The organism is Anabaena sp. TISTR 8404, assembly GCF_056847745.1.
Genome location: NZ_CP180578.1, coordinates 2,651,356 through 2,673,755 on the forward strand (window position 1 = coordinate 2,651,356; position 22,400 = coordinate 2,673,755).

Consider the following 22,400-nt stretch of genomic DNA (forward strand, 5'->3'; position numbering starts at 1 on the left):
CTCTTTTACTGAGGCATATCAAAAAATGCTTGATGAGCTAAAGATTTCAGCAATTTTGGAATACACATCACTCTTACTATAAAGAGCAGTAATGTTCGAGGGCAGCATAGAGTCAGTGATCGCTTGATATAGTATCTAAAGCTGTGCCATTATTTCCTTCTATTATGTTTTATTGTGGAGAGTAGAACAGGAATCACCTAAAACAGAAGCTTCTATCGAGCCAGTGATTGTTTTAGTTCTCTGGGGTCTGCTGTAGTTTGAATGAACTCTATCAACTCTTTCATCTGTACTGCCATGCACCCTACTAGCCACTTCCAATGGTTACCATATCAACAACTGCGATTTTTCACAAATGATTTAGGATTGCTAGATAATTGCATATACTGTTTATTTTAGACTGGTAAGTTAATCTAATCCTAATTTTTACTGCAATTACTCGATATTTATCAGCTATGCAATCATCCTTTAATCTGCACTATTTGGCTATATCGCTCAATATCCCGTTGTAATATATGATTTATTAATTGAATAATCAGAACACAATTGCTAAATATTATCGACTTTAGGAATAAGATTTTTGCTTCTCTTCTACCATAATTCGCACTACATCCTTCATAGTGAATGTTGCTTGCCATCCCAAATTTGCTTTTGCTTTGGCTGGGTTACCTCTGCCAACTGCAATATCAGTAGGTCGAAATAAGCTAGTATCACTAATTACATATTTACACCATTCCAACCCTAAACAAGCAAAAGCTTGTGCTACAAAATCTTCTAATTTTGATGTCTTACCTGTAGCAATTACATAATCATCTGGTTGTTCTTGCTGCAACATTAAATACATCGCCTCAACATACTCAGGCGCCCAACCCCAGTCACGCTGAACAGAAAGATCGCCTAAATAAAGATGATTTTGCTTGCCTTGAGCTATACGGCAGGCCGCAGAAACAATTTTCTGAGTCACAAACCTTTCAGGTCTTAAAGGAGACTCATGATTGTATAATATACCGGAACAAGCAAATAAGCCATAAGCTTCTCTATAATTAGCTACTTCCCAAAAAGCTGTAGCTTTAGCAACACCATAGGGACTTCGAGGACGAAATGGCGTATTTTCATTTGCTGCCTGTTCACCAGTGTTGCCAAAGCACTCGCTAGAACCAGCATTGTACAGTTTAATGGGAGCGCCAATAAAACGAATAGCTTCTAGTAGATTAAGAGTACCGGTAGCGATACTTTCTAAAGTTTCTACTGGTTGCTCAAAAGACAGACCCACAGAACTTTGGCCTGCTAAGTTGTAAATTTCATCCGGTTGAATTTTTGTGATAACTTGTAGGACGCTGCGGAAATCAGTCAATGCCACAGATGCTAGTTTCACGTGATCATAAATACCCAAGCGGACTAAATTATGAAACGACGAAATTTGTGCGTCCCGTGAAGTTCCACAGACGATGTATCCTTTATTTAATAATAACTGTGCTAAATAAGCTCCATCTTGCCCTGAGACTCCACAGATAAGTGCTTTTTTTTGCATACTCATAAATTAGTAATTTCACTTGTTTTAAGGTTACTACCCTTGAACACAAGGGTAAAATAAAACACGATGTTATCATAACTTTTTGGAATAAGGTCATTCTGTAAGAGGGTGTTTTAAAATTTTTAGAGAGTCAAGGTTAAGCGAAGTCGCTTCAGCATAATACGGGTTATGGCAAGGTAAATAAACGTTTCCGAATAATATGCTGCCAGAATCTTAGAAGAGGAGTTGTCACTCCAAAGTCATCGATTATTTTTAGAAGCATAAATTTTATTAGTATTATATTTACGTTGCCATGAGCTAGCTTTCCTTGGTTGAAACATTTGCCTTACAACTAGGTGACTAATATATTTGATGTGGCTCCAAATAACTCTTGCTACACGCAGTTTAGACTGTCCAAACTGCCGACGCTTCAATTCGGCTGGATACTCTGCAACTTTATAACCCTGTAACATTGCTTCTGCAATGATTTCTACTAAACCCAGAAATCCTGGATGCCTGATGTTGACTGTTTCTAATACTTCCCGGCGGTAGGCGCGAAACATACTGGTATAGGTATGTAACTTTTGAGGAAGCACCAGTCTATAAAGTTTTGATAAACCTTTGCTGAGAAATAAACGCCACTCTGGAACATTTTTCACCTTACCTTGGGGATGATAAGGCGATGCTGTCACAATGTCAACATCGTCATACATTAATTCTAAAAGACCGATTAGCTGGTAAGGCTCGTAAGTACAATCACTATCTATAGTGCAAATAATCTCACCTGTTGAGTGCGCCACACCAGTTTTTGTTGCTGCTGACAAACCTTTATTTTTTGGATGACGGATAATTTGAGCTTCTTGACCAAAGTATTCGTGTAATTTCAAAAAAGTATCATCACTGCTGCCATCATCAACACAAATTACTTCCACTGATCTCATGGTTCTCAGTTCTGTTAAAACTGGCTCCAATTTTTTCTTTAAAGATGCAATCCCTTCAGATTCATTAAAACAGGGAACTATAATGCTAATGGATTGTTTTTGAGCTATTTTTTCTAAAAACGAGAATTGTGAGTGCATATTTTTCGCCTTTATTTAAGTCAATTAGAACAATTTTGAGTATCCGATAATAAAAACCCCTGCCTGTTGAACAGTAGGGGTTTAGAGAACTTTAATTGCATTTTAGATACTGCTAAATCAATAGAAAGCAAATGCAATTTGATCAACTAAAAATTTTGTTAAGTACTGCAACTCACCTGTTTTCAAGTCTATGGTGTACAAGGATTTAGTTTTTTCACCATGAGGAGCAGCAAGTGCATACAGTTGTCCGGTTGAAGAAAAGGCCATACTTAATAAATCATTTCTCAACGCTTTTTTTTCCAAGTGCAACTGTACATAGGGGACAATTTTTGCTTTACCAGTAAGTAATGACCTGTTCTTTAAATCTATTTGCACTATATTTATATTTCCTTCTCGATCAATATTAGTAGCGTAAATTTTACCATCAGGAGCTTGAGCCAAATTACTAAAGCGTTCATCTGGAGACAAATCAGGTAATCCTAGTTCCGTCCCAGCAGTGATTTTACCTGTTTTAGAGTCAATCACAGCGAAGTAAAAAGGTGGAACTCCCTCGCCTAAACTGATAATACTCAAAAGCCGATTATCTTTCATCGCCATCACGCTTTCAATAGTGGCGTTATTGGTACGAAATCCTGATACTTTTAGACCTTGTTGATATGAATAATTCTTAGCATCAAATATGACAATTTTGTTATAATTACCCTTCTGGGTACTTACACAAGAAGAAATTACCAACCTACCATCAGTTAAAGTGGTTGCATCAGTAATCCGCTCATAGGTTTGGCTATATAAGGCTTTAGGAACGCTTTCAGTTGAGGTTCTTAAGTTTGTAACGAGGTTAGATGCAACTTCCAGTGTTGATAATAATTTTCCAGTTAGCGAGTCTAAAGTTTGTATAACTACTTGTGGAGTTGTATTGGCAAGATTGGTACTAACAGAGAGAGATAGTAAACCAAAAAGAGATAGCTCAAGCTTGATACTGTTGGGGTCAAGACTAAAGCCAACAAGTTTTGAAGATGTGGATTGTGCTAATGTTTTGTCTCCTACTTTAGCGATCGCGGCGGTAGTGGCACTAGCGATCATCAGCTGACCAAATCTGCGGCGTCTTAAGCTCAGGTTCATATGATTTCCAGATTGATTAAAAATATTTTTATACGGCTGAGAAGATACATATTTCTCAGATGTAAAGCAGGTAGCAATGTCAATCATTACTACCTGCTTTACAGTTTTCATCAAGACACTATGATGCCTGAATCTGGGGTTGTTGGGATTGCACCCATATCTTTTAAGATATTGACAGTGATTTGTTTAGCGCGGATATCTTCGCGTGGTGTGATCACACCATCACTATCTAGTCCCCATGCCCACTGAATAGAACCAGTAGAAAAGACTTTGGCTCCACTAGCAGCTGTGTAGCGAACAGCATTTGATATTTGATAATCTGTTCCAGGAGGAACATCCGGATCTATAGTTCCTGGATCAACTGGTGATTGTGACAAAACAACTAACCCACTTGGGCTTGCACCATTGTTAATCACTGCATCCCATTCAAAACCCACTAATAGTGGTATTTCATCACCATCTTCTAGACCTGTGTGGGCATAGTAAGGGTCGGTACTATTGGTTACCACAAAATCATAACCACCATATACAGAATCGCGATCGCCTGTGTACATTACACCTAGCAGGGCATTTTCCGGATTATTGTTTTGTGGACTGCGGAATTTATTAGTTGGTGCGACTGGATCTTGCGCCCAATCATCTTTGTAACATGCCATAACTCGATTAGCCTGGCCAGTGCTGGAGTTCTCAAGCCGCACCCGCCAATAACAAGTATTAGCTGAGAAAAACGCTAAATTCACTGGTTGACTACCATCACGGGCTTGTTCAACATGATTCCGTGCTTCCATTGACCAATATTCATCATGGCCAACTGACATAAATATCTTGTGCTGCGGTAGCAACGCCGAATTAGAGTGTACATCTACGTTAGTAACGTATGTCACGTCATAACCTTGTGACTCTAACCAGCGTGCCATGTTATATTCCCAACGCAGAAGATTGTTAAACTCACCAAGTTGTGTAGTTGTTTGTGAGAATGGCATATCGAAAGAAACTTTTAATGCTCTTTGACCTCCAGTACTGTTAAAAGCATACAAACTACGACCACTACTGTTGCTATAAGCTAAGTGGTTTGTAAAGCTACTTTGAAATAAGATATCAGCATTGCTACTGTCATCACGGACAACAAACCATACATGTGATTGCTTGCCAGTTGCCTGATAAGTAAGTTTGGCAATGTACAAACCACTAGTCCAGTCGTTACCAACGTTTACAGTATAAGAAGTTGACCAGTTAGCCTCTGCAAGACGAGTATTCTCATCGGTAATTGTGAAAGCTGGTTGGGTAATCCCATTTAGTGAACCACTGCTGGTAATTAGCCGTCCTCCAGTACCGCCATAGTATCCTAAACGATAGATATCTATGGTAAATGCCCCTGGTGTTGCTACGGAAACTTTGATTCCTATACTACTACCCTTGTTGACGCTAGTTGCTGTAGCGTAGCCAGCAATTTCATTACCCCCTGGGTTGGTGATTTTCCAATTTGTAGTGCCAGGTTTTTGATTTTCCATAACAATATGATTACTACTTGCTGGCACAGCTGTAGCCGTAAAGTAGACACTACCAATACCTGCGGCAGAGACAGTAACAACAGTACCATTATTGGCACCACTAGGTATAGATCCCAAGGTTAGCGTTGTGCTTGCTTGACCATTAGCATTAGTAACTGCACTAGTAGGTGAAACAGATCCTCCTCCACCGGAGACTGCAAAGTTAATTGGGACTCCTGATTGGGGAGTGCCAGAACTATCATTAACTTGAACTACCAAGTTGTTGGGTAAAGTAGTACCCACAATGCCACTTTGATTATCACCACTTACCTTGATTAAAGTACTACCAGCTGAGAAAACAATATCGCGGAAATAGTTGCTGTTGCTGTAGGAATTAGTCGGAAAATTATTTAGGCTACCAAATACTCCGTTATTACCATCAGCCACTGATCTGAGAGGCCCATTGACAATGGGACTAGCTAATTGATCGTATGCAATAGAGAAATGACTATTGCAGTTAACTGAAACTACGTAGACTTTATTGGCTTCAATGAATAATGGATCTACCAAATTTTGTTGCTGCCAACCTGAAGCACTCTCATTTGTAAAAGTTACAGTTGCTAAAGGCACACCTCCTGTTCCAGCCCAAATTTTGCCCACATGAGTTCCAGTTTCACTAGGAGTTTTTAAAAATCTAATAGCTGTAATTTTACCTGCTGCGGTACTCAGAAACTTCATCCCTAGTTCATAAGATGTACCGTCGCTGGCATCTTGGATACTTGGTGTTTGAGTGGTCAATATAGTGAGATTATTGTTCTGCACTAAAGGATTAGCAGTTGCCGTGAAGGTGACACCACCAATCCCAGATGCCGTTAAATTCACTGTATTGGTTACAGGATTTGTAGCACCTGATGCTGCTCCCAATGTTAAAGTTGTGCTTGCTTGACCATTAGCATTAGTAACTGCACTTGCAGGTGAAACCGACCCGCCACCACTGGTAACTGCAAAATTAACTGTGACTCCTGCTTGAGGATTACCGCTAGGATCATGAATTTGGACAACTAAGGGATTGGGTAAGGTAGTTCCTGCTGTACCTGTTTGGTTATCGCCTCCCACCTTAGTAATAGTAGATGTAGCATCAGCAATAAACACTATGTCACGGAAATAGTTGCTATTCCTATAGGAATTGCTAGGAAAACTACCAGCACTACCAAATACACCATTATTACCGTCTGCAACAGAACTGAGATCACTATTAACAATGGAGTTTTGCAGTTGATCATAAGTGATCGGAAAGTGGGTATTACAGTTGACACTTACCACATAGGTTGTATTAGCTTGAATATTTAGTGGTGAACTAAGTAACTGTTCTTGCCAACCCGAAGCAGTCTCATTAGTAAATGTAACTGTTGTCAAAGGATTACCACCAGTTGCTGCCCAAATTTTGCCTACATGAGTGCCAGTTTCACTAGGAGCTTTATAGTATCTAATTCCTGTAATTTTACCTGCTCTGGTGCTACGAAACTTCATTCCCAGTTCATAGGAGGCATTATTATCACTGGCATCGGTATTATCTGGAGTCTGGGTTGTTAATACTGTTTGACTTGTTAAAACTTGTGCTATTAAAAATTCATCGTTCTCATTGGATATTTCAGATTGATTGCTTATAGATTTGTTCTGATTTTTATCGAAATTACTTTGATTATTCATCATAGTTTTCCTTATACTAAAACTTTTTATTTAACATTTAAGACCTGGTTTAAAATACAGTACGTCTGTGTGTTTTTTAATCAAATACACATAACAAAAAATATCTAATTTCAATCTTTATTCGCAGATTCCCGCAAACATAATTTCAATTATAGTAAATATAACTGAATTTTATTTTTTATCATTGTCTAAATACACGAATTTCACCTTCATCTAACTCAAAGGTATGAATTAATTTATGTTTTTGAGTAATCCAATTATCAATTAAAGGATTAAAATCAGCATAGTTTCGATAATTCCATATTTCAAAAGAACGGTGTATGTATACAATAATTTCAGGAGGTTTAGATCGCATCCGCTCCAAAAAATATTGCTCTTCTTTGGTATTTGCAAGAGTTACTGGTAAAAATGTAAGTTCTCGACTTGGTGAGTGAGTTTTTGTAAGAAAATTGAGAATATTGCCTTCAGGTAATACCAATACAGATTTAGCACCTGAGGTATTAATAGTTTTGATAGTCTGATTTAAGGCAGTAGCAACAGTAGCATTGGTAGTATAAAAAGTACCATAATCAGAGTTGACTTTATATTGATAGATATTTAATGTATTCTCTAATATAAAAAAACTACCTAATAACAAACAGACCAAAAGACAACGGTACAAAAACCATCTCAATTTTTGGGAAAAAGAATAGAAAAATGTGAATAGTGTCAGTATGACTGGTGCAGCATATAGACCATAAAAATCAATATAAAATCCCCAGCGGGCATTAAGTAATAATGAAAAAAATAATAATGTACCTAATAAATAACTATTTTTTTGTTGATATTTTTTAAATAAGATTAAAGCAAACCATATTCCTGAAATTAGTAAAAACCAGGATAAATTTTGGAGAGTATGGAAAGGAAAATATTGTTTTTTATAAATTATAAAAATTAACCAAGCTACTAAGTTTAATCCAAGCCATGCCAAAGTGACACTTATTGGTAATTCAATTAAGTAACTAATACGTTGAAAACTATGCAAAAATTTCAATTTTGCTACCCAGTGAGCAGCTAATACTGCTACAGCAATTACTAGTGAACTCACAAAAAACGATCTAAATTGAATCCACCAAATAATTATAGTTTTAAAAGGAGAAACCTGAAAAGCAAGATTGCGTTGTAGTATATTAGCTTGACCGACTGGAAATAATGATAGATAAAGTTTTTCCCATGTAATTGAATGCGCCAGCAAAGCTAAGGGTAGGAAAACACAAATTGACGCTATCAGAATTACCAGCAAGCTCCGCACTATTCTGTTACTGAGCTTATGATGAGAATTGAGATTAATGCCAACTATAACACTCCCTAATACAGCTACTCCATATTCTTGTTTTGCTAACCCCGCTAACCCACAAGCGATCGCAGCTACTACCAGCCACTTCAAGTGATTTTCACTGACGTACAAATCAAGACAGGCGATCGCTATCAAAGACAACACTATTGCGTAAACTGCTCCAAAGCTATAAGGCATTATAAAGTTAAATATCCCAGGGCCTAGAGCGCAGTAAACCAACATAGATAATGTACAAATAACAGCCCAATTAGCATTGGTTAACCTTTTTGCCAATCGATAAAATAGTAATGCTGCTATCAACGATAATCCTACACCCACTGCATAAAAAACTTCCAGTCGATGTCCAAAGATTAGTAGTATAAACGCATTGACATAGTATGCAAGTGGCCCGTAGTAAGTTGCTACATCTCTATAGAGTACTTGTCCATCAGCAAGACGTGCTGAGATTTCAACTTCCCGCCCAATATCAATAATAGGCGTTTCTAACTTTCCCCAATTAATCCAAGCAAGTAGAATAAAGCAGATAAGTACAGCTATCAGCCCAGAGTCAATCTGCACATAACGATTATTTTGTAGATGCTGCTTTGCAGCAGATAAATTGATAGACATATTTATCAAATCTATAATGCTGATACTAGCTTTTTCACAAATTGTTCTACGTGTTTCACTACTGTATTATTATTGAGCGTATCATTAACAAACTGTGATGTGTTAAGAACGAAAAAATCATTATTTTCTGTAAATATTTGGGAGACTAAATTAGAATAATTTAATACTTGTAATGGCTGCATTTTTTTAGCACGATTAATATGGCTTGCTACTATATCATCTGCTTTAAGTTCTGGAAACAGCAAACGCAGTCCTTGAAAAAATAGCTTTTGAATTTCATCATCTGATTGCTTTAACAGTGGATCATCGGAATGCACATATTTCGGAAAGTAAGTGATGTGCATACCTGCTGTTTCCTGTAAGGAAACTAGGTTACTCATACCAAGAACCCCTGTAAAGGGAAGACGCTGGTCAGCAATATTAACTATGTAATAAGGCACTAAAGCTTTACGAGTAATTAGTGCCATACAAATGACACCCAAGTATTCCACTGTGTCAGTTGTTTGTCCAATCTTTACCATATCTTTGGCAACTACACTTTGTAGAATATTTACTGGCCCGGTAAATATTACTTTATCAAAATGCTCTTTCTTGCCATTATATTCAACCCAAATACCACCATTGGGATGAGGTGCAATGTATTCAACTGTGGCACTAGTGTGAATGTCACCACCAGCCAGACGAATTAATTCTTCTAATCTATCAAAAACAGTTTTGTAACCACCTTCCACATAACCCAATTGTTCTTTATGCAATGAGGAATCACGGGCTGAAAACAGGCGTTTGATATACGACCAAATAAACACAGCAGAGACACGTTTATAGTTGTCTCCTAGTTTGGCTAATAGCAAAGGCTTCCATAACTTTTCATATGTATTTCTACCTGAAAGTTTCAAAAGCCAATCTTCTACAGGAATTTTTTCCAGTCTGCGCCAGTTATTAATTCTGGAACCATACAGTAGAGTGATAGCCAACCGCAGCTTTCCAATGATAGTCAACGGTGGAAACAGCAAAAATTCCAGAGTGTTGCTAATGGAATATAATTTCTGATCTATGTAACATCCTGTAAGAGTGCGATGCCAACGTAGCTTGTCAGCAAGCCCAATATCTTGAAGAAATTTAATTAGATGAGTATCAGATGGTAGGATAACGTGATAAAAACGATCCCAAATAAAGGAACCGTAATCATGATAGGTGGTAAGTCCGCCTAGTTGTTGGTTACTCTCAAAAACAGTTATTTTATGACCTTGCTGCGAAAGCCTATAGGCTAACGCTAATCCCATCATACCGCCACCTACAATACCGATATTCATAATATTTCAAATTAGATTTGTAAAAACTATTTCATTTGAGGAAAGGTGCGTTGACCTGATTCTTAACGCACCTGAAAACTTGATATTTGGCTATCAAAAAACTCTTAATATTTATAAAGACCAAGACGACGTTGCCATTCAATTGTACGAGATAGTCCCTCTTCTAAACTGACTACAGCCTTCACACCCAGAATTTGTTCACACTTACTGCTATCTGGAACACGCCGTCTAACATCTTCATATTTGCGACCTGTAAAAGATTCATAAGGGATAAAGTTCAGCTTGAGTTCTCCTGGTGTATTACTCAGTCGCTTAATAGTCTTAGCTAAATCAAGGATGGTAATTTCATGATTGCTACCAATGTTAAAAATTTCCCCGTTAGCTTCTGATTTGACAGTTGCAGCATAAATGCCAGCTACAGTATCGCTAACAAAAGTAAAACTGCGGGTTTGCAGCCCATCACCGTGAATCGTAATTTCACCATCATTCAATACTTGTTCTATAAATACTGATTGGGGGCCACCCCACCACGATAAATGATGCCGTGGCCCATAGGAACCGAAAAAGCGCAGAAGAACAACAGGGATACCGTAACTGTCTTGGTAAGCAAAAGCTAAATGTTCATCAAATAGCTTAGATACTGCATAACTCCAACGTGCTACTGTTGATGGGCCAATTACGGAGTTATCTTCTTCGCTAAAGGGGATTTTGGGGTTACGTCCATATACATCTGATGTAGAAGCTAAAACACATTTACAGTTTAATTTTTGTGCTAAATCTAATACATTTTCTGTACCTTGATAATTTATTTTAAGAGTATCGATAGCTTTGCCATATCGAGGAATTTTGAAAGCAGCTAAATGAACAATACAATCAATATCATTATCTAAACTTTCAAATGTACTTTTTTCGGTAACATCTTTTTGCAGAAATTGAAACCCTTTGTTGCTAAAGTTATGGGAAATATTTTCTAATTTACCCATAGAGAGATTATCAATACCAATGACCTCATGACCCGATGCCAAGAGCTTATCTAACAAATGGGAACCTAGAAATCCTGCAACTCCTGTCACTAAAATTTTTCGAGGTAATTGATTCATAAAACTTCCTATTTTCAAGATGAACAATATGTGGAATAGACAGTTATAGTTATAATTATTTTTGGACAACAAGAATTACACCAGAGATAATAATGGAAATTCCTATCCATTGACTCAATACAACGTGCTCACGGAGAAAATAATAGGATGCCAAAGGTACTAGAGCAAAAGTTAATCCTAGTGTAGGAAATGCCTGGCTAAGAGGAATCGTCCGCAAAACAATTAACCATAAAATAGTTACAACTACGTATGATACAAACCAAATCCAAAAATAAGGTGACAATAAAATATTTTGGATTGGCTTGCTTGCCGACTGATTATTAGAATTTTGAAATGCATACTTCAGTGATAACTGACCTACTGTACCTAATACAACTACAAGCAATAAAATTAGCCAAGGAATTATATTCATCAGCAAATATCTTCTATACAATTATGTTTTTAGCTAATCTCTTTATTAAGAGACGTGCGATTTTTCAGCGGTATAGCTACTAAAAGAACTCCAATAAAAATTAAAAATATTCCAACTATTCTACTAGTTGTAATTGTTTCACCAAAAAAGTAGTATGATCCCAATAATATTCCTACATAATTTAAGCTAGTAAGCGGATAGGCAATACTAAGTTTGACAACTCGCAGGGCAAATATCCAATTGATTATTCCCAGACTGTAAATGGTTAAAGCTAGAATTAATTGCTGAATAAATGACCAAGTAAACAGTAGTGTAGTTGTATTACTCATGGTATGCTTCATCAGCAACTGGCCAATTATGCCAAATCCTATACTGGCAAATAAACTAGTATATGAAACTAATTTCACATGAGAAGTTGATGATTTAGAATTCATCGCAGTTAAAAAAAGCAAATTTTGTCAATATCAATATGTCAATGTAGATTAATTGACTGAGCATGTCTAAATTACATCGGCAAATGTTCTTTCCGTTTTGCGGAAATACCAGATTCCACTTACTAACAACAAGATTACGAATCCCAGAGATAGTAAAAATCCTGGTAAATAGATACTGGATTCCCGCCCAATAATTGCCCAGCGGAATCCATCAATTACACTTACCATAGGGTTTAATGAATAAAGCAATCGCCATTGCTGCGGTACAATACTGCTACTAAATCCTACAGGCGAAATATATAAACCGAATTGCACAATAAACGGCACAATGTAACGAAAATCTCTATATTCTACATTCAATGCAGCTAACCATAAACCTGCTCCGATCGCAGCTGCAAATGCAATTAATATAAATAATGGCAATGTCAAAATTCGCCAATCGGGTACAAAATTATACCATGCCATCAAGCCCAACAGAATTATTCCAGAAATCATAAAATCCACAAAACTGACAATTACTGCACTGGTAGGCACAATCAGGCGTGGAAAGTATACCTTAGATATCAAGTTGGAGTTATTAATTAGGCTGTTACTACACTCACTTAAAGCGTTGGCAAAAAACTGCCAAGGTAGCATCGCAGCAAATACTAATATTGGGTATGGTGCGCCTTCAGATGGTAGTTTAGCTAGATTGCCGAATACAACTGTAAATACTACCATCGTTAAAAAAGGGCGGATCAATGCCCACGCTATACCAATAGCTGTTTGTTTGTAACGCACTAGAATATCGCGCCAAGCCAAAAAATAAAATAGTTCCCGATAGCGCCACAAATCTTGCCAGTACTGGCGTTCGGTACGCCCAGCTTCAATTACTAACTCCTGTTTGGAGACAATATTTTGCTCTCTCATTGATAATTTATTTAATGATTAACCCACAAATTCAAAATCTTTAATGCTGTTGTAGTTAATTAGTTTTGATTGTCTGCGCGTGAATTCTCCAACAGAAGGATTTCCGTGTGGATGTATAACTCCTGCTACCTGCTGCCAAAGTTCTTGTGGGGCTGGTGAAATTTCATAGGTGCGATCGCCAGATTTTTGTACGTGATACCATTTTGTTTGTTGGCATTGTTCACACCAGAATGCTTCTAACCATTCCCCCTCTAAAGGAACTGTTTTTTGGCTTGCTACAAGCATTAAGGCATTACGCCGACTCATACCTCTTTGTTGCAACTGGCCTGGTTGGTCAGCAAAAATTTGATATTTCTGACTGACGCTATCTATATAGCAACTGTGAACTGGGCAATAAATTGCCCTCCTTTTAGAACGCTTCCGATTTCGGTCACACCTTCTCTGCAATTCGGCCTCCCACATTAATTAACTACAAAATAGATAAGGAAGGTTTCGTTGGAGGGACTGAGATCAAAATGACCATCAAAGCCCGTCTCCTACAAATTTATAAATATTTAGGCTATTTCAATTCATACTTTCTCATGTTATTTGAATGCTAAGAATGAAGAAGAATTAAATTGCGTCTTAGAATTTTAAATCAACGTTTTTAGATGAGTTTTGTATTTCGTAAGTGTATTATTATTCAATAGTTTTTTTTGATATTTTCAAGAGAAAGTAGATTTTTTTACTTACCTCGCTTGTACGCTATTATAACATGTTTTAAAACGTTAATTATCTTTGATAACAGGTTTATCCTAAATTTCAAATAATTTTTTTTCTGGAATATTTTTAAATTTTTTCAGCAAAAATATATTATTTACACTAATATAGTGACCGCCAAATCTTGAGAAATAATATTTTCCTTATATGTATAAAATGAATGCAGGCAAAATCAAAAAATTGTTTATTGATTGATGACTTGCTCTCTTCAAACAGATGAATAAGAGCAAGCTATTGAATATTGTATTCCTCCTGAAATGAGAATAGAAATGAACCTTGTAGTTGTTATTAGTGAGTTTGTTATCAACAGCACATTAGGATGTTGCTAAGATTGCACTGTTGGAATATAAAACTACAATGAATATTTTTACAGGGTCAACATTGAGTGACCAAGCAAGTCTATTTAGTCTGTATTTGAGACACAGGTATCACATCATCGGAGGCTATTGCTTGCTGTAAAACGTCAAAATACTGTTGAGAGATCAACTTGGGTGTAAAATGCGATCGCAAATACTGACGACCTGCTTTTCCCATCCTTTCTCCTAATTGTGGGTCGCGGCTAAGTAAACGAATAAATTGAGCTAGTCCGTGACCGTCTCCGTTGTCGAAAGTACCACCGCAGTTAGCTTCTGCAATTAACTGTCTAAGATAAGAGTACGGTGAACAAATGACTGCTACAGGTCTTCCCGCAGCTAAGGCAGAGTAGAGTTTGCTAGGAACAACCAAACCTTCTGTAGTTTCATCTACACTGACAAAGGATAAATCACAGGCTGTTAAAGAATAGGGTAGTACTTGCTTGTCTTGATATGGTAAAAACGTAAAGTTTTTCAACTGCAAGCGGTTGACTTCTTTAATTAATTCTTCTCGCTTTGCTCCACCACCAATGCACACAAACTGAATTGGTTCATCTTGCAGTTCTTTAGCTGCTTCTAGCATTGTGTCAATGTCATGACAGCGCCCCATATTACCAGAGTAGAGAACTGTAAACTTTTGGACGATGTTGTGTTTCCAGGCAAACCAATTTTCTTGTTTGGCAATTGGTACAATCAGATCTGGATTAGCCCAACTGTGAATGACAGAAATCTGATCGCTGATCTGCGGACAATGGGCTAACACCCGTTGTTTCATGGCTGGACTGAGAACTATAATTCCTTTTGCATTGAGCCAGACTTGTTTGTTAATGGTACGCCACATTCTGACTAGCCAATGACTCTTGGAAATCACGCCCAGAGCGATCGCAATATCAGGATGCTGATATATCAGCAATTAACGACTCAAAAAAGTCAATTAGATGCTCAGGTAGCTGCGGAGTCCACTCGTTTTCAACCAAATAATCCTACACTGCAATCATTAAAAGAAAAGCGAGATAGTTTGTTACCTTTAATTAACCAAGAAGCAAAGCGATTTTTAGATAGTAAACGTGCCGAGATAACGACTGGAATTAGACTTTTGGAAGTACAGAGTCAGGCACTAACTAAAAGAGAACAGGAACTACAAAAAAAACGCCAACAACTACCTATCTTGTCACGACAATATACAGATCTACAACGGAAATTACAAGTTGCAATTGAAAGTCTGAATCGGTTTTTATCTACTCGTGAAACTCTGCAAATTCAAAAATCACAAACAGAATTTGGTTGGCAGTTACTTCAAGCACCAGTTAGACCAGGATATCCCATAACTTCATCTAGCTTAAAACGAAATCTCATATCAGGATTGATTGCGAGTATTTTAATGGGAATTGGCGTTGCTTTACTATTAGAAAAACTGGACAGTACATATAACAGTATTAAAGATTTAAAAGAAAAAGTTCAATTACCTTTATTAGGAAACATACCTTTTGAAAAGCAAATTCAAACCGAGCAAGACCACCATTTTGCACAAAATCTCCCTTTAATCAACCTACCCAAATACTTTGCTGAATTTCTTCCTGATTTAAATGTTGCAACAGTTCAAGAAAGCAGTAACTACTCTACAAACTTTTTAGAATCTTTACGAATACTGTATACAAATATTCAGCTTCTCAGTTCCGATCGCCCGATTCGCTCTATTATCATCTCTTCAGCTATGCCTGGTGATGGGAAATCTACGGTTGCTTTTAATCTGGCTCAAATAGCGACAGCAATGGGACAAAGAGTGTTACTTGTAGATGCAGATCTACGTAAACCCACAATTCATGCTTTATCAGACTTAAGTAATATGTGGGGATTGAGTAACTTAATTTCGACAAACTTGCCAGTAGGGGAAGCAATTCAGCAGATACCCACATTAAGTCAGTTATCTGTAGTTACTTCTGGGCCAGTACCACCAGATGCTACAAAATTGTTATCTTCTGAAAAAATGAAGCGACTGATGGTAGAGTTTCATAATTCTTTTGACTTAGTAATTTATGATGTACCTCCTTTGGTTGGCTTGGCTGATGTCAGCTTGATTGCACCGCATACAGACGGTATTTTGATAGTCGTGAAGATTGGCAAAACACAGTCTTTGGTACTGAAACGTGCTATGGAAAATCTGAAGCTTTCTCGCTTGAATATATTAGGTATAGTTGGTAACGGAGAAAAAAATAACTTTCAAAATTATTAAAAGATAGATAAGCTTTGTATGAGTTGGTGCAAAGTGAACACAAAAGATGAAGAGTAGCATTAATACTAGATTTTTTGTAAATTTCTAGCATCAAATGTTCTTGTCAAGGGCGCGATCGCTTTAAGACTGAAGCCTCTTTATCTATAGTAGATAAGTACAGTCACATATGCCATATCTGCACATACAACCCTAAGTGAGCGATAGCAATTCTATTTGATTCATCAACTACTCTTGGAGATAGGCAATAGGTAGTAGACTTATGTGCTACTCAATTAGGGCTGCTATAGTATTGATTGCTTTTTCCTGATAATTTAATTCTTTTTAGCTATTTTCTACTGACTTGAGTATAATTTTTATCGTTATCTCGTAAAAGTTTGTTAGTAGTGATCACCACAAAAACTAACAGTATCAGCTGGATTTGCCAAGGTGCTAAGACTAAACTTACAACTAGACTGACAATTGTAAAGACACTGGTGAGATAGGCTAGTTCATCATTACATTTTTTAGATAAGTAGCCAGTTGCTAAACCTGCAAACAGTGGAATTAAAAAAAACAAAGGCATCGTTAATCTTCTCCTAACGTAAGATGTAAAGGAATGAACAGTTTTAATTTAAATTTTTCTTCATAATCATTGCTGTCAATCTTACATCCAAAGATGTTTTCTTCACAATACTCTCAATAAAGAAACAATCTGCAAGTCAAAATTCCGTAATTATCTAGTAAATAAGTTTAACACTCAGTGCTGTCACTATAATAACGATCTAGGATATTACCCTTAGAAGTAACGTTTTCCACTTAGATACCCAATGCTGAACATTCCTCAACTATTAGCAACTGAACTAGACCTCAAACCTTATCAGGTGCAAAACGCGCTGGAACTTTTGGCGGAGGGTGCAACAATTCCATTTATTGCACGTTACCGCAAAGAGCGCACTGGTGAAATGAATGAAGTGCAATTGCGTGATTTGTTTGATAAGTACAATTACTTAACAGAATTAGAAGCGAGAAAAGCAGTAATTTTAAATGCGATCGCCGAACAAGGTAAACTCACTGATGAGTTAAAAGCAAAAATTATCTCTTGTCAACAAAAAACCGAACTTGAGGATTTATACCTACCATATCGACCAAAGCGACGCACCCGTGCCACAGTGGCTAAAGAAAAAGGATTAGAACCTCTAGCAGAGTTTATCAAATCGCTGAATATCAAAAATGGCATAGCTGCATCTTTAGAAGTAGAAGCCAGCAAATATATTTCTGAAGAGAAAGGTGTAAAAACCTCAGATGAAGCGCTCAAAGGAGCAGCCGATATTCTAGCAGAAACAGTAGCAGAAAACGCTGAACTTCGTGCCTATTTGCGCGACTACCTACTGGAATCAGGAGTATTTGTTTCCAAAATTAAAGATGATTATTCAGAAGGTACAACTAAATTTGAGATGTACCGGAATTATCAAATCAAAGTGAAAAATATTGCTCCCCACAATATGTTGGCATTGTGTCGTGGTGAAACAGAGAAAATATTAGACTTTGATATTACTTTTGATGAAGATTATGTGCTTGCTTATCTCGAATCTCAAGTAATTCGCACAAAAGTCAGAGCAATTAGAGATTTCTATCAGATGATGCTGAAAGATGCTTTTAATCGTCTGATGAAGACCTCTCTAACGGCAGAGGTGATCTCTGCTAAAAAAGATTATGCAGATATCGAATCAATCAAAACATTTGAAGCTAATCTGCGTGAGTTATTACTGTCTGCACCTGCGGGAATGAAACCGACCCTAGCGATTGATCCCGGATTTAGAACTGGATGCAAAGTAGCAGTTTTGGATGAAACAGGCAAATTTTTAGAATATCAGGCAGTTTTCCCCCACCAAGCTGCTGAACAGCGAACTAAAGCAGCACAAACTATTAAAAATTTGATTGAAAAATACAAAATTGAGCTAATTGCTATTGGTAACGGTACAGCTTCTCGCGAAACTGATGAATTTGTCACGCAAGTATTACAAACTCTAGACCGCAAACCAATTAAGGTGATGGTGAATGAATCTGGTGCATCGATATATTCTGCCAGCAAAGTAGCCTTGGAAGAATTTCCCGACTTAGACGTGACAGTGCGGGGTGCGATTAGTATCGGTCGTCGTTTGCAAGACCCATTAGCAGAATTAGTCAAAATTGATCCTAAATCAATTGGGGTGGGACAATATCAGCACGATGTTGATCAAAAGTTACTGAAAAAAAAGCTAGACGAAACTGTTGAAAGCTGTGTGAACTTTGTTGGTGTAGATTTAAATACCGCTTCTAAAGAACTTTTAACTTTTGTTTCTGGCATTACAGCCGCAGTTGCCAATAACATTGTTACTTATCGTAACCAGTATGGAGCTTTTAAAAATCGCCGCCAACTTTTGAAAGTCCCAAAATTAGGGCCGAAAGCTTTTGAACAAGCAGCAGGATTTTTGCGGATTCGTAATGGAGATCATCCTTTAGATAATACAGCGGTACATCCAGAAAGCTACTCAGTAGTTGAAGCGATCGCTTCTGACCTCAACGTACCATTAAATCAAGTAATCCAAATTCCGGAAAAACTCAAAAAAGTTAATCTCAAAAAATATGTCACCGATAATATTGGTGAACCTACATTGCGCGACATCCTCAACGAACTTGAAAAACCAGGTAGAGACCCTCGTGCTGAATTTAAGTATGCCACTTTTAAAGAGGGGATCAAGGACATCGCCGATTTACAAATTGGTATGGAATTAGAAGGAATAGTGACTAATGTTGCTAATTTTGGTGCATTCGTGGATATCGGCGTACATCAAGATGGCTTAGTGCATATTTCCCAACTCGCCGATAGATTTGTCAATGACCCCAAACTCATAGTTAAGGTGGGACAAGTTGTCAAAGTTAAAGTACTAGAAGTCAACGAAAAATTAAAACGAATTAGTTTGTCAATGAAAGCAGTTAAACAGTAATGTAATAGAAAATGGGTCAAGGAGCAGAAAGCTTTTAGGAATAGGTTTTTCTCACTTTGGCAGAACAAAGAACTCTATATTTTATTTAGCCAAACTTAGTGGTTGAACACCGCTAACAGCTTCACTATTGATTGATAGAGGTAGTTCAATACAAAACTCTGTTCCTTTTCCCGGTTCTGACACACACCTCATATTACCCTTGTGCTTGTCAACTATAATTTGATAGCTAATTGATAAACCTAATCCTGTACCCTTACCGACGGGCTTTGTTGTAAAAAATGGATCAAATACTCTTTCTTTAACTGCTTCAGGCATTCCTGAGCCATTATCAATAATTCGGATAGCGACGTAGTTTGTTTGTAAAACTTCTGTAGTAATGGTAATTTTACTGGGATTGGATTGAACTTCTGCGATCGCTCGTTCACTATTAAAGCTATCCAACGCATCAATTGCATTACTAATAATATTCATGAATACCTGATTAAGAGAACCAGGATAACATTCTAGTAAAGGTATATTTCCATAATTTTTTACAACTTCAATCCGATAATGATCAACTTTTTCTTTCAGACGATTTTGTAAAATTAATAAAGTACTATCAATACCTTGGTGAATATCAACTTTTTTCATCTCCGCCTCATCAAGACGAGAGAAATTTCTTAGAGATAGAACAATCTCTGTAATGCGTTCAGTTCCTACCTGCATTGAATGGACAATTTTGGGTAAGTCCTCCAGTATAAAATCCAATTCTATAGCTTTGATATGATTGCGGATTTCAGCCTCTGGACAGTCATAATACTTTTGATAAAGATGTACTAGTTTAAGCAAGTCTTTAGTATAGTCATTAATATACTTTAAATTTCCATATATAAAATTAACAGGGTTATTGATTTCGTGAGCGATTCCTGCGACTAATTGCCCTAAACTCGACATTTTCTCAGCTTGAATTAATTGCGCTTGAGTTTGCTGTAGTTCCTTCAGAGATTCTTCCAGTTTTTGAGCCTGCATCTGGGCAACTTTAGTTAGATGCTCTTTGATGCGGAGAGCGTTCTGTAATTCTGTACGTTGCTGAGTTAGTTCTGTAGTTAACTTTTCGGTATCAGCTAAAGCAGTATTTTTTGCTTGTAAAAGAAATAGAAAATCAGTGATTGGGTCGTGAATTGCAAAATCCTTAAGTTTAATACCAAAAGGAGGTAAGCTGGCTGTATCAGTAATCCAGGGAGAGCCTAGAAAAAATATAATTTCCTGCTCTTGCTGATACATCATTTGGCCCTTGAGATACATACCATTATGGATAAACTCCAAAATAAAAAGAGAGCGTGACTTTTTATTAATGGCATCAAAATCAACCGTAATAGTTGGACGATTAATCTGGAAATGCTGCTCAATCTGACTACCAACTAATAATTCAGGACTGATACGCTCTAATACATCTCCAGTCTGCAAAATTTCTCGCTTCCGGTTGAATACAAAGTGGAATGGAAAAGCTTTAGCAAACAACTCTGGTGAAAGGCTGATGTGAGGAGTAACCATTCATGTAACGCTCAGTGCTTAGTGTGGTTTATACTTCACTAAAAATTCATCATGTTCAGCACCATCATCCCGGCTCTGGGTTTGGGTAATCTCAACTTCTGTATCAAACCTTGTTCCCAAACCCTGAACTAGACCAACAATCATTGGAGTTAGCCCCTCTCTGTGAGAACGATAGTGTAAACTAAGAGAATTTTCTTCCATCTCACTACACTCAAATAATGGGGGTTGGAGATGAGGAAAACTTACTCCGACACGAGCATGAAGATTGTCCAGATTTTCTAGGAATTCAGGTAGGTTATCTCCACTCATATCCATCATTTCGCCATAGCCTTCTTCGGATGTATATTGCACCCAAAATTCTCCAAAGGCTTGCATAATCTCGGAAGTGGATAAACCTAAAACCACACTAGCAGCTTTCACTAAGCGGTGAGTGATGTCATCGGGATAGCCTTCCATACTAATGAAAACATCTACACCCACCTCAGCTTTTTGCTTAATCTCTTTCCAAATTTCTTCACCAAAGCGAGTACACACCATATCTTGAATCGCTTTGTTGACTAATCCATACATAAAAGCCTCCTCTAAATCTATACCCAACTTTTAATTGGTCAAGTTGACCAAGGCTCAACTAAAGTATTTCCTACCTTAGTGATCTAAATTTCGCTTTTTCCTTATTTCTCTTTAATCTGGCGGATAATTTATAGTTTTAAAAACTAAAAAAAGTAAAACACATTTCTTGAATTTTAATGCTACAAGTCATGATGATTGCATCCGTATTTACACCCTTTTCATTTGCCTATACTTATGGGTTGATGAGCAGCAAGGAATCGGAAGAAAAGTTATATTTAGAAATTTGACGCTGGATACCGTTAAAGAATTGCACACGAGCATTCATTGCTTCTACAATAGCCAGCTTAACCTTAATGTCGCTATCTTCTTCACTCATAGCAATTCTAGGTTCAATAACTTCTGCTAGTTTTGCTGCATGACTATCATCCACATCAATATGGACTTCAAAAAACACTAAAGATTCTTTAGGTAAAGGTGCAGCACCAACAATACCGTTATAAAGTTGCGTGTATAAGGAACTAACAATTCCCTCAGAAGCATAACAAACTGCACCTAGTGCAGCTAAGTAGCCATATTGATGGGGAATTCGTAAATAGGTTTCAATTAAAGCACGAGTTTCTGGGGCGGTGGGTAATTTTGCTAAAGTGTTGTCATCAATACCAAGGGCGCGGGTAAATCGACGAAACAATTCTGGATGAGACTTATTTGTGTCTCCCTGTCCCATTTCATCAAATAGGTTTTCTAGGATGACTAACTGAACAACTTCATCTGGACAGCAGGACAAGATACTGGCTAAAATTCGATTGAATTCTTTAGAGAATTTATACATTTGAACAGCTAGTATCTGTATGTCTGAAAGGTATAAATTGCCAGTACGACAACGCCTCAAGAAATCATGGTTCCATAAAGGATGATTAGCCGTAATTTCACTGTAAGAATGTTTGATTAAAGATGACATAATG

The 22,400-nt window shown here is 37.2% G+C and carries 17 protein-coding genes and 1 pseudogene; 2 read left to right on the forward strand and 16 right to left on the reverse strand.

The genetic code is table 11. The features are described from left to right. Nucleotides 1-562: 562 nt before the first annotated feature. The 12 genes and pseudogenes from ACMX3D_RS11470 to ACMX3D_RS11525 all read right to left on the reverse strand — a co-directional run. A complete protein-coding gene (locus ACMX3D_RS11470; RefSeq protein ID WP_482751544.1) occupies nucleotides 563-1,534 on the reverse strand; it encodes a GDP-mannose 4,6-dehydratase in 972 nt (323 codons plus the stop codon). Between the two features lie 236 nt (nucleotides 1,535-1,770). Continuing rightward, a complete protein-coding gene (locus ACMX3D_RS11475; RefSeq protein WP_482751545.1) occupies nucleotides 1,771-2,589 on the reverse strand; it encodes a glycosyltransferase family 2 protein in 819 nt (272 codons plus the stop codon). Nucleotides 2,590-2,706: 117 nt separating this feature from the next. Then, the gene (locus tag ACMX3D_RS11480) at nucleotides 2,707-3,822 is read right to left on the reverse strand and encodes a hypothetical protein (protein ID WP_482751546.1); all 1,116 of its coding nucleotides are present in this window, start codon (nucleotides 3,820-3,822) and stop codon (nucleotides 2,707-2,709) included. Next, on the reverse strand, nucleotides 3,822-6,914 hold the full coding sequence (locus ACMX3D_RS11485) for a N,N-dimethylformamidase beta subunit family domain-containing protein (protein WP_482751547.1): 3,093 nt from the start codon (nucleotides 6,912-6,914) through the stop codon (nucleotides 3,822-3,824). The genes ACMX3D_RS11480 and ACMX3D_RS11485 overlap by 1 nt, the downstream gene beginning before the upstream one ends. Before the next feature lie 178 nt (nucleotides 6,915-7,092). Then, a complete protein-coding gene (locus tag ACMX3D_RS11490; RefSeq protein WP_482751548.1) occupies nucleotides 7,093-8,856 on the reverse strand; it encodes an ArnT family glycosyltransferase in 1,764 nt (587 codons plus the stop codon). Nucleotides 8,857-8,867: 11 nt separating this feature from the next. Then, on the reverse strand, nucleotides 8,868-10,169 hold the full coding sequence (locus ACMX3D_RS11495) for an NAD(P)/FAD-dependent oxidoreductase (protein ID WP_482751549.1): 1,302 nt from the start codon (nucleotides 10,167-10,169) through the stop codon (nucleotides 8,868-8,870). Nucleotides 10,170-10,273: 104 nt separating this feature from the next. Continuing rightward, a complete protein-coding gene (locus ACMX3D_RS11500) occupies nucleotides 10,274-11,269 on the reverse strand; it encodes a GDP-mannose 4,6-dehydratase (protein WP_482751550.1) in 996 nt (331 codons plus the stop codon). 55 nt (nucleotides 11,270-11,324) lie between these two features. Next, the gene (locus ACMX3D_RS11505) at nucleotides 11,325-11,681 is read right to left on the reverse strand and encodes an EamA family transporter (protein ID WP_482751551.1); all 357 of its coding nucleotides are present in this window, start codon (nucleotides 11,679-11,681) and stop codon (nucleotides 11,325-11,327) included. 29 nt (nucleotides 11,682-11,710) lie between these two features. After that, on the reverse strand, nucleotides 11,711-12,115 hold the full coding sequence (locus tag ACMX3D_RS11510) for an EamA family transporter (RefSeq protein ID WP_482751552.1): 405 nt from the start codon (nucleotides 12,113-12,115) through the stop codon (nucleotides 11,711-11,713). A 66-nt stretch (nucleotides 12,116-12,181) separates the two neighbouring features. Further along, a complete protein-coding gene (locus ACMX3D_RS11515; protein ID WP_482751553.1) occupies nucleotides 12,182-13,024 on the reverse strand; it encodes an ABC transporter permease in 843 nt (280 codons plus the stop codon). Nucleotides 13,025-13,042: 18 nt separating this feature from the next. Beyond that, nucleotides 13,043-13,471, reverse strand: a complete 429-nt coding sequence (locus ACMX3D_RS11520) for a hypothetical protein (protein ID WP_482752319.1) — start codon at nucleotides 13,469-13,471, stop codon at nucleotides 13,043-13,045. A 711-nt stretch (nucleotides 13,472-14,182) separates the two neighbouring features. After that, a pseudogene (locus ACMX3D_RS11525) lies at nucleotides 14,183-15,034 on the reverse strand (glycosyltransferase family 4 protein); the annotation flags it as partial. Nucleotides 15,035-15,517: 483 nt separating this feature from the next. On the opposite strand from ACMX3D_RS11525, the gene ACMX3D_RS11530 reads away from it, so the two are divergent. Then, entirely contained in the window at nucleotides 15,518-16,369 is an 852-nt protein-coding gene (locus tag ACMX3D_RS11530) for a CpsD/CapB family tyrosine-protein kinase (RefSeq protein WP_482752320.1), read from the forward strand. A gap of 325 nt (nucleotides 16,370-16,694) precedes the next feature. On the opposite strand, the gene ACMX3D_RS11535 is transcribed toward ACMX3D_RS11530, so the two are convergent. Beyond that, nucleotides 16,695-16,931: a hypothetical protein gene (locus ACMX3D_RS11535; protein ID WP_482751554.1), complete on the reverse strand. Its 237-nt coding sequence runs from the start codon at nucleotides 16,929-16,931 to the stop codon at nucleotides 16,695-16,697. Nucleotides 16,932-17,175: 244 nt separating this feature from the next. Here ACMX3D_RS11535 and ACMX3D_RS11540 point away from each other — a divergent pair, with 244 nt between their 5' ends. After that, nucleotides 17,176-19,335, forward strand: coding sequence for a Tex family protein (locus ACMX3D_RS11540; RefSeq protein ID WP_482751555.1), 2,160 nt, complete (start codon nucleotides 17,176-17,178; stop codon nucleotides 19,333-19,335). An 81-nt stretch (nucleotides 19,336-19,416) separates the two neighbouring features. Here the strand turns inward: ACMX3D_RS11540 and ACMX3D_RS11545 are convergent, their stop codons facing one another. The 3 genes from ACMX3D_RS11545 to ACMX3D_RS11555 all read right to left on the reverse strand — a co-directional run bounded on the left by ACMX3D_RS11545 (nucleotide 19,417) and on the right by ACMX3D_RS11555 (nucleotide 22,396). Further along, nucleotides 19,417-20,868, reverse strand: a complete 1,452-nt coding sequence (locus ACMX3D_RS11545) for a sensor histidine kinase (protein WP_482751556.1) — start codon at nucleotides 20,866-20,868, stop codon at nucleotides 19,417-19,419. A gap of 18 nt (nucleotides 20,869-20,886) precedes the next feature. After that, nucleotides 20,887-21,438, reverse strand: coding sequence for a heme NO-binding domain-containing protein (locus tag ACMX3D_RS11550; protein ID WP_482751557.1), 552 nt, complete (start codon nucleotides 21,436-21,438; stop codon nucleotides 20,887-20,889). A 232-nt stretch (nucleotides 21,439-21,670) separates the two neighbouring features. Continuing rightward, nucleotides 21,671-22,396, reverse strand: a complete 726-nt coding sequence (locus ACMX3D_RS11555; RefSeq protein ID WP_482751558.1) for an iron-containing redox enzyme family protein — start codon at nucleotides 22,394-22,396, stop codon at nucleotides 21,671-21,673. Between the last annotated feature and the right edge of the window lie 4 nt (nucleotides 22,397-22,400).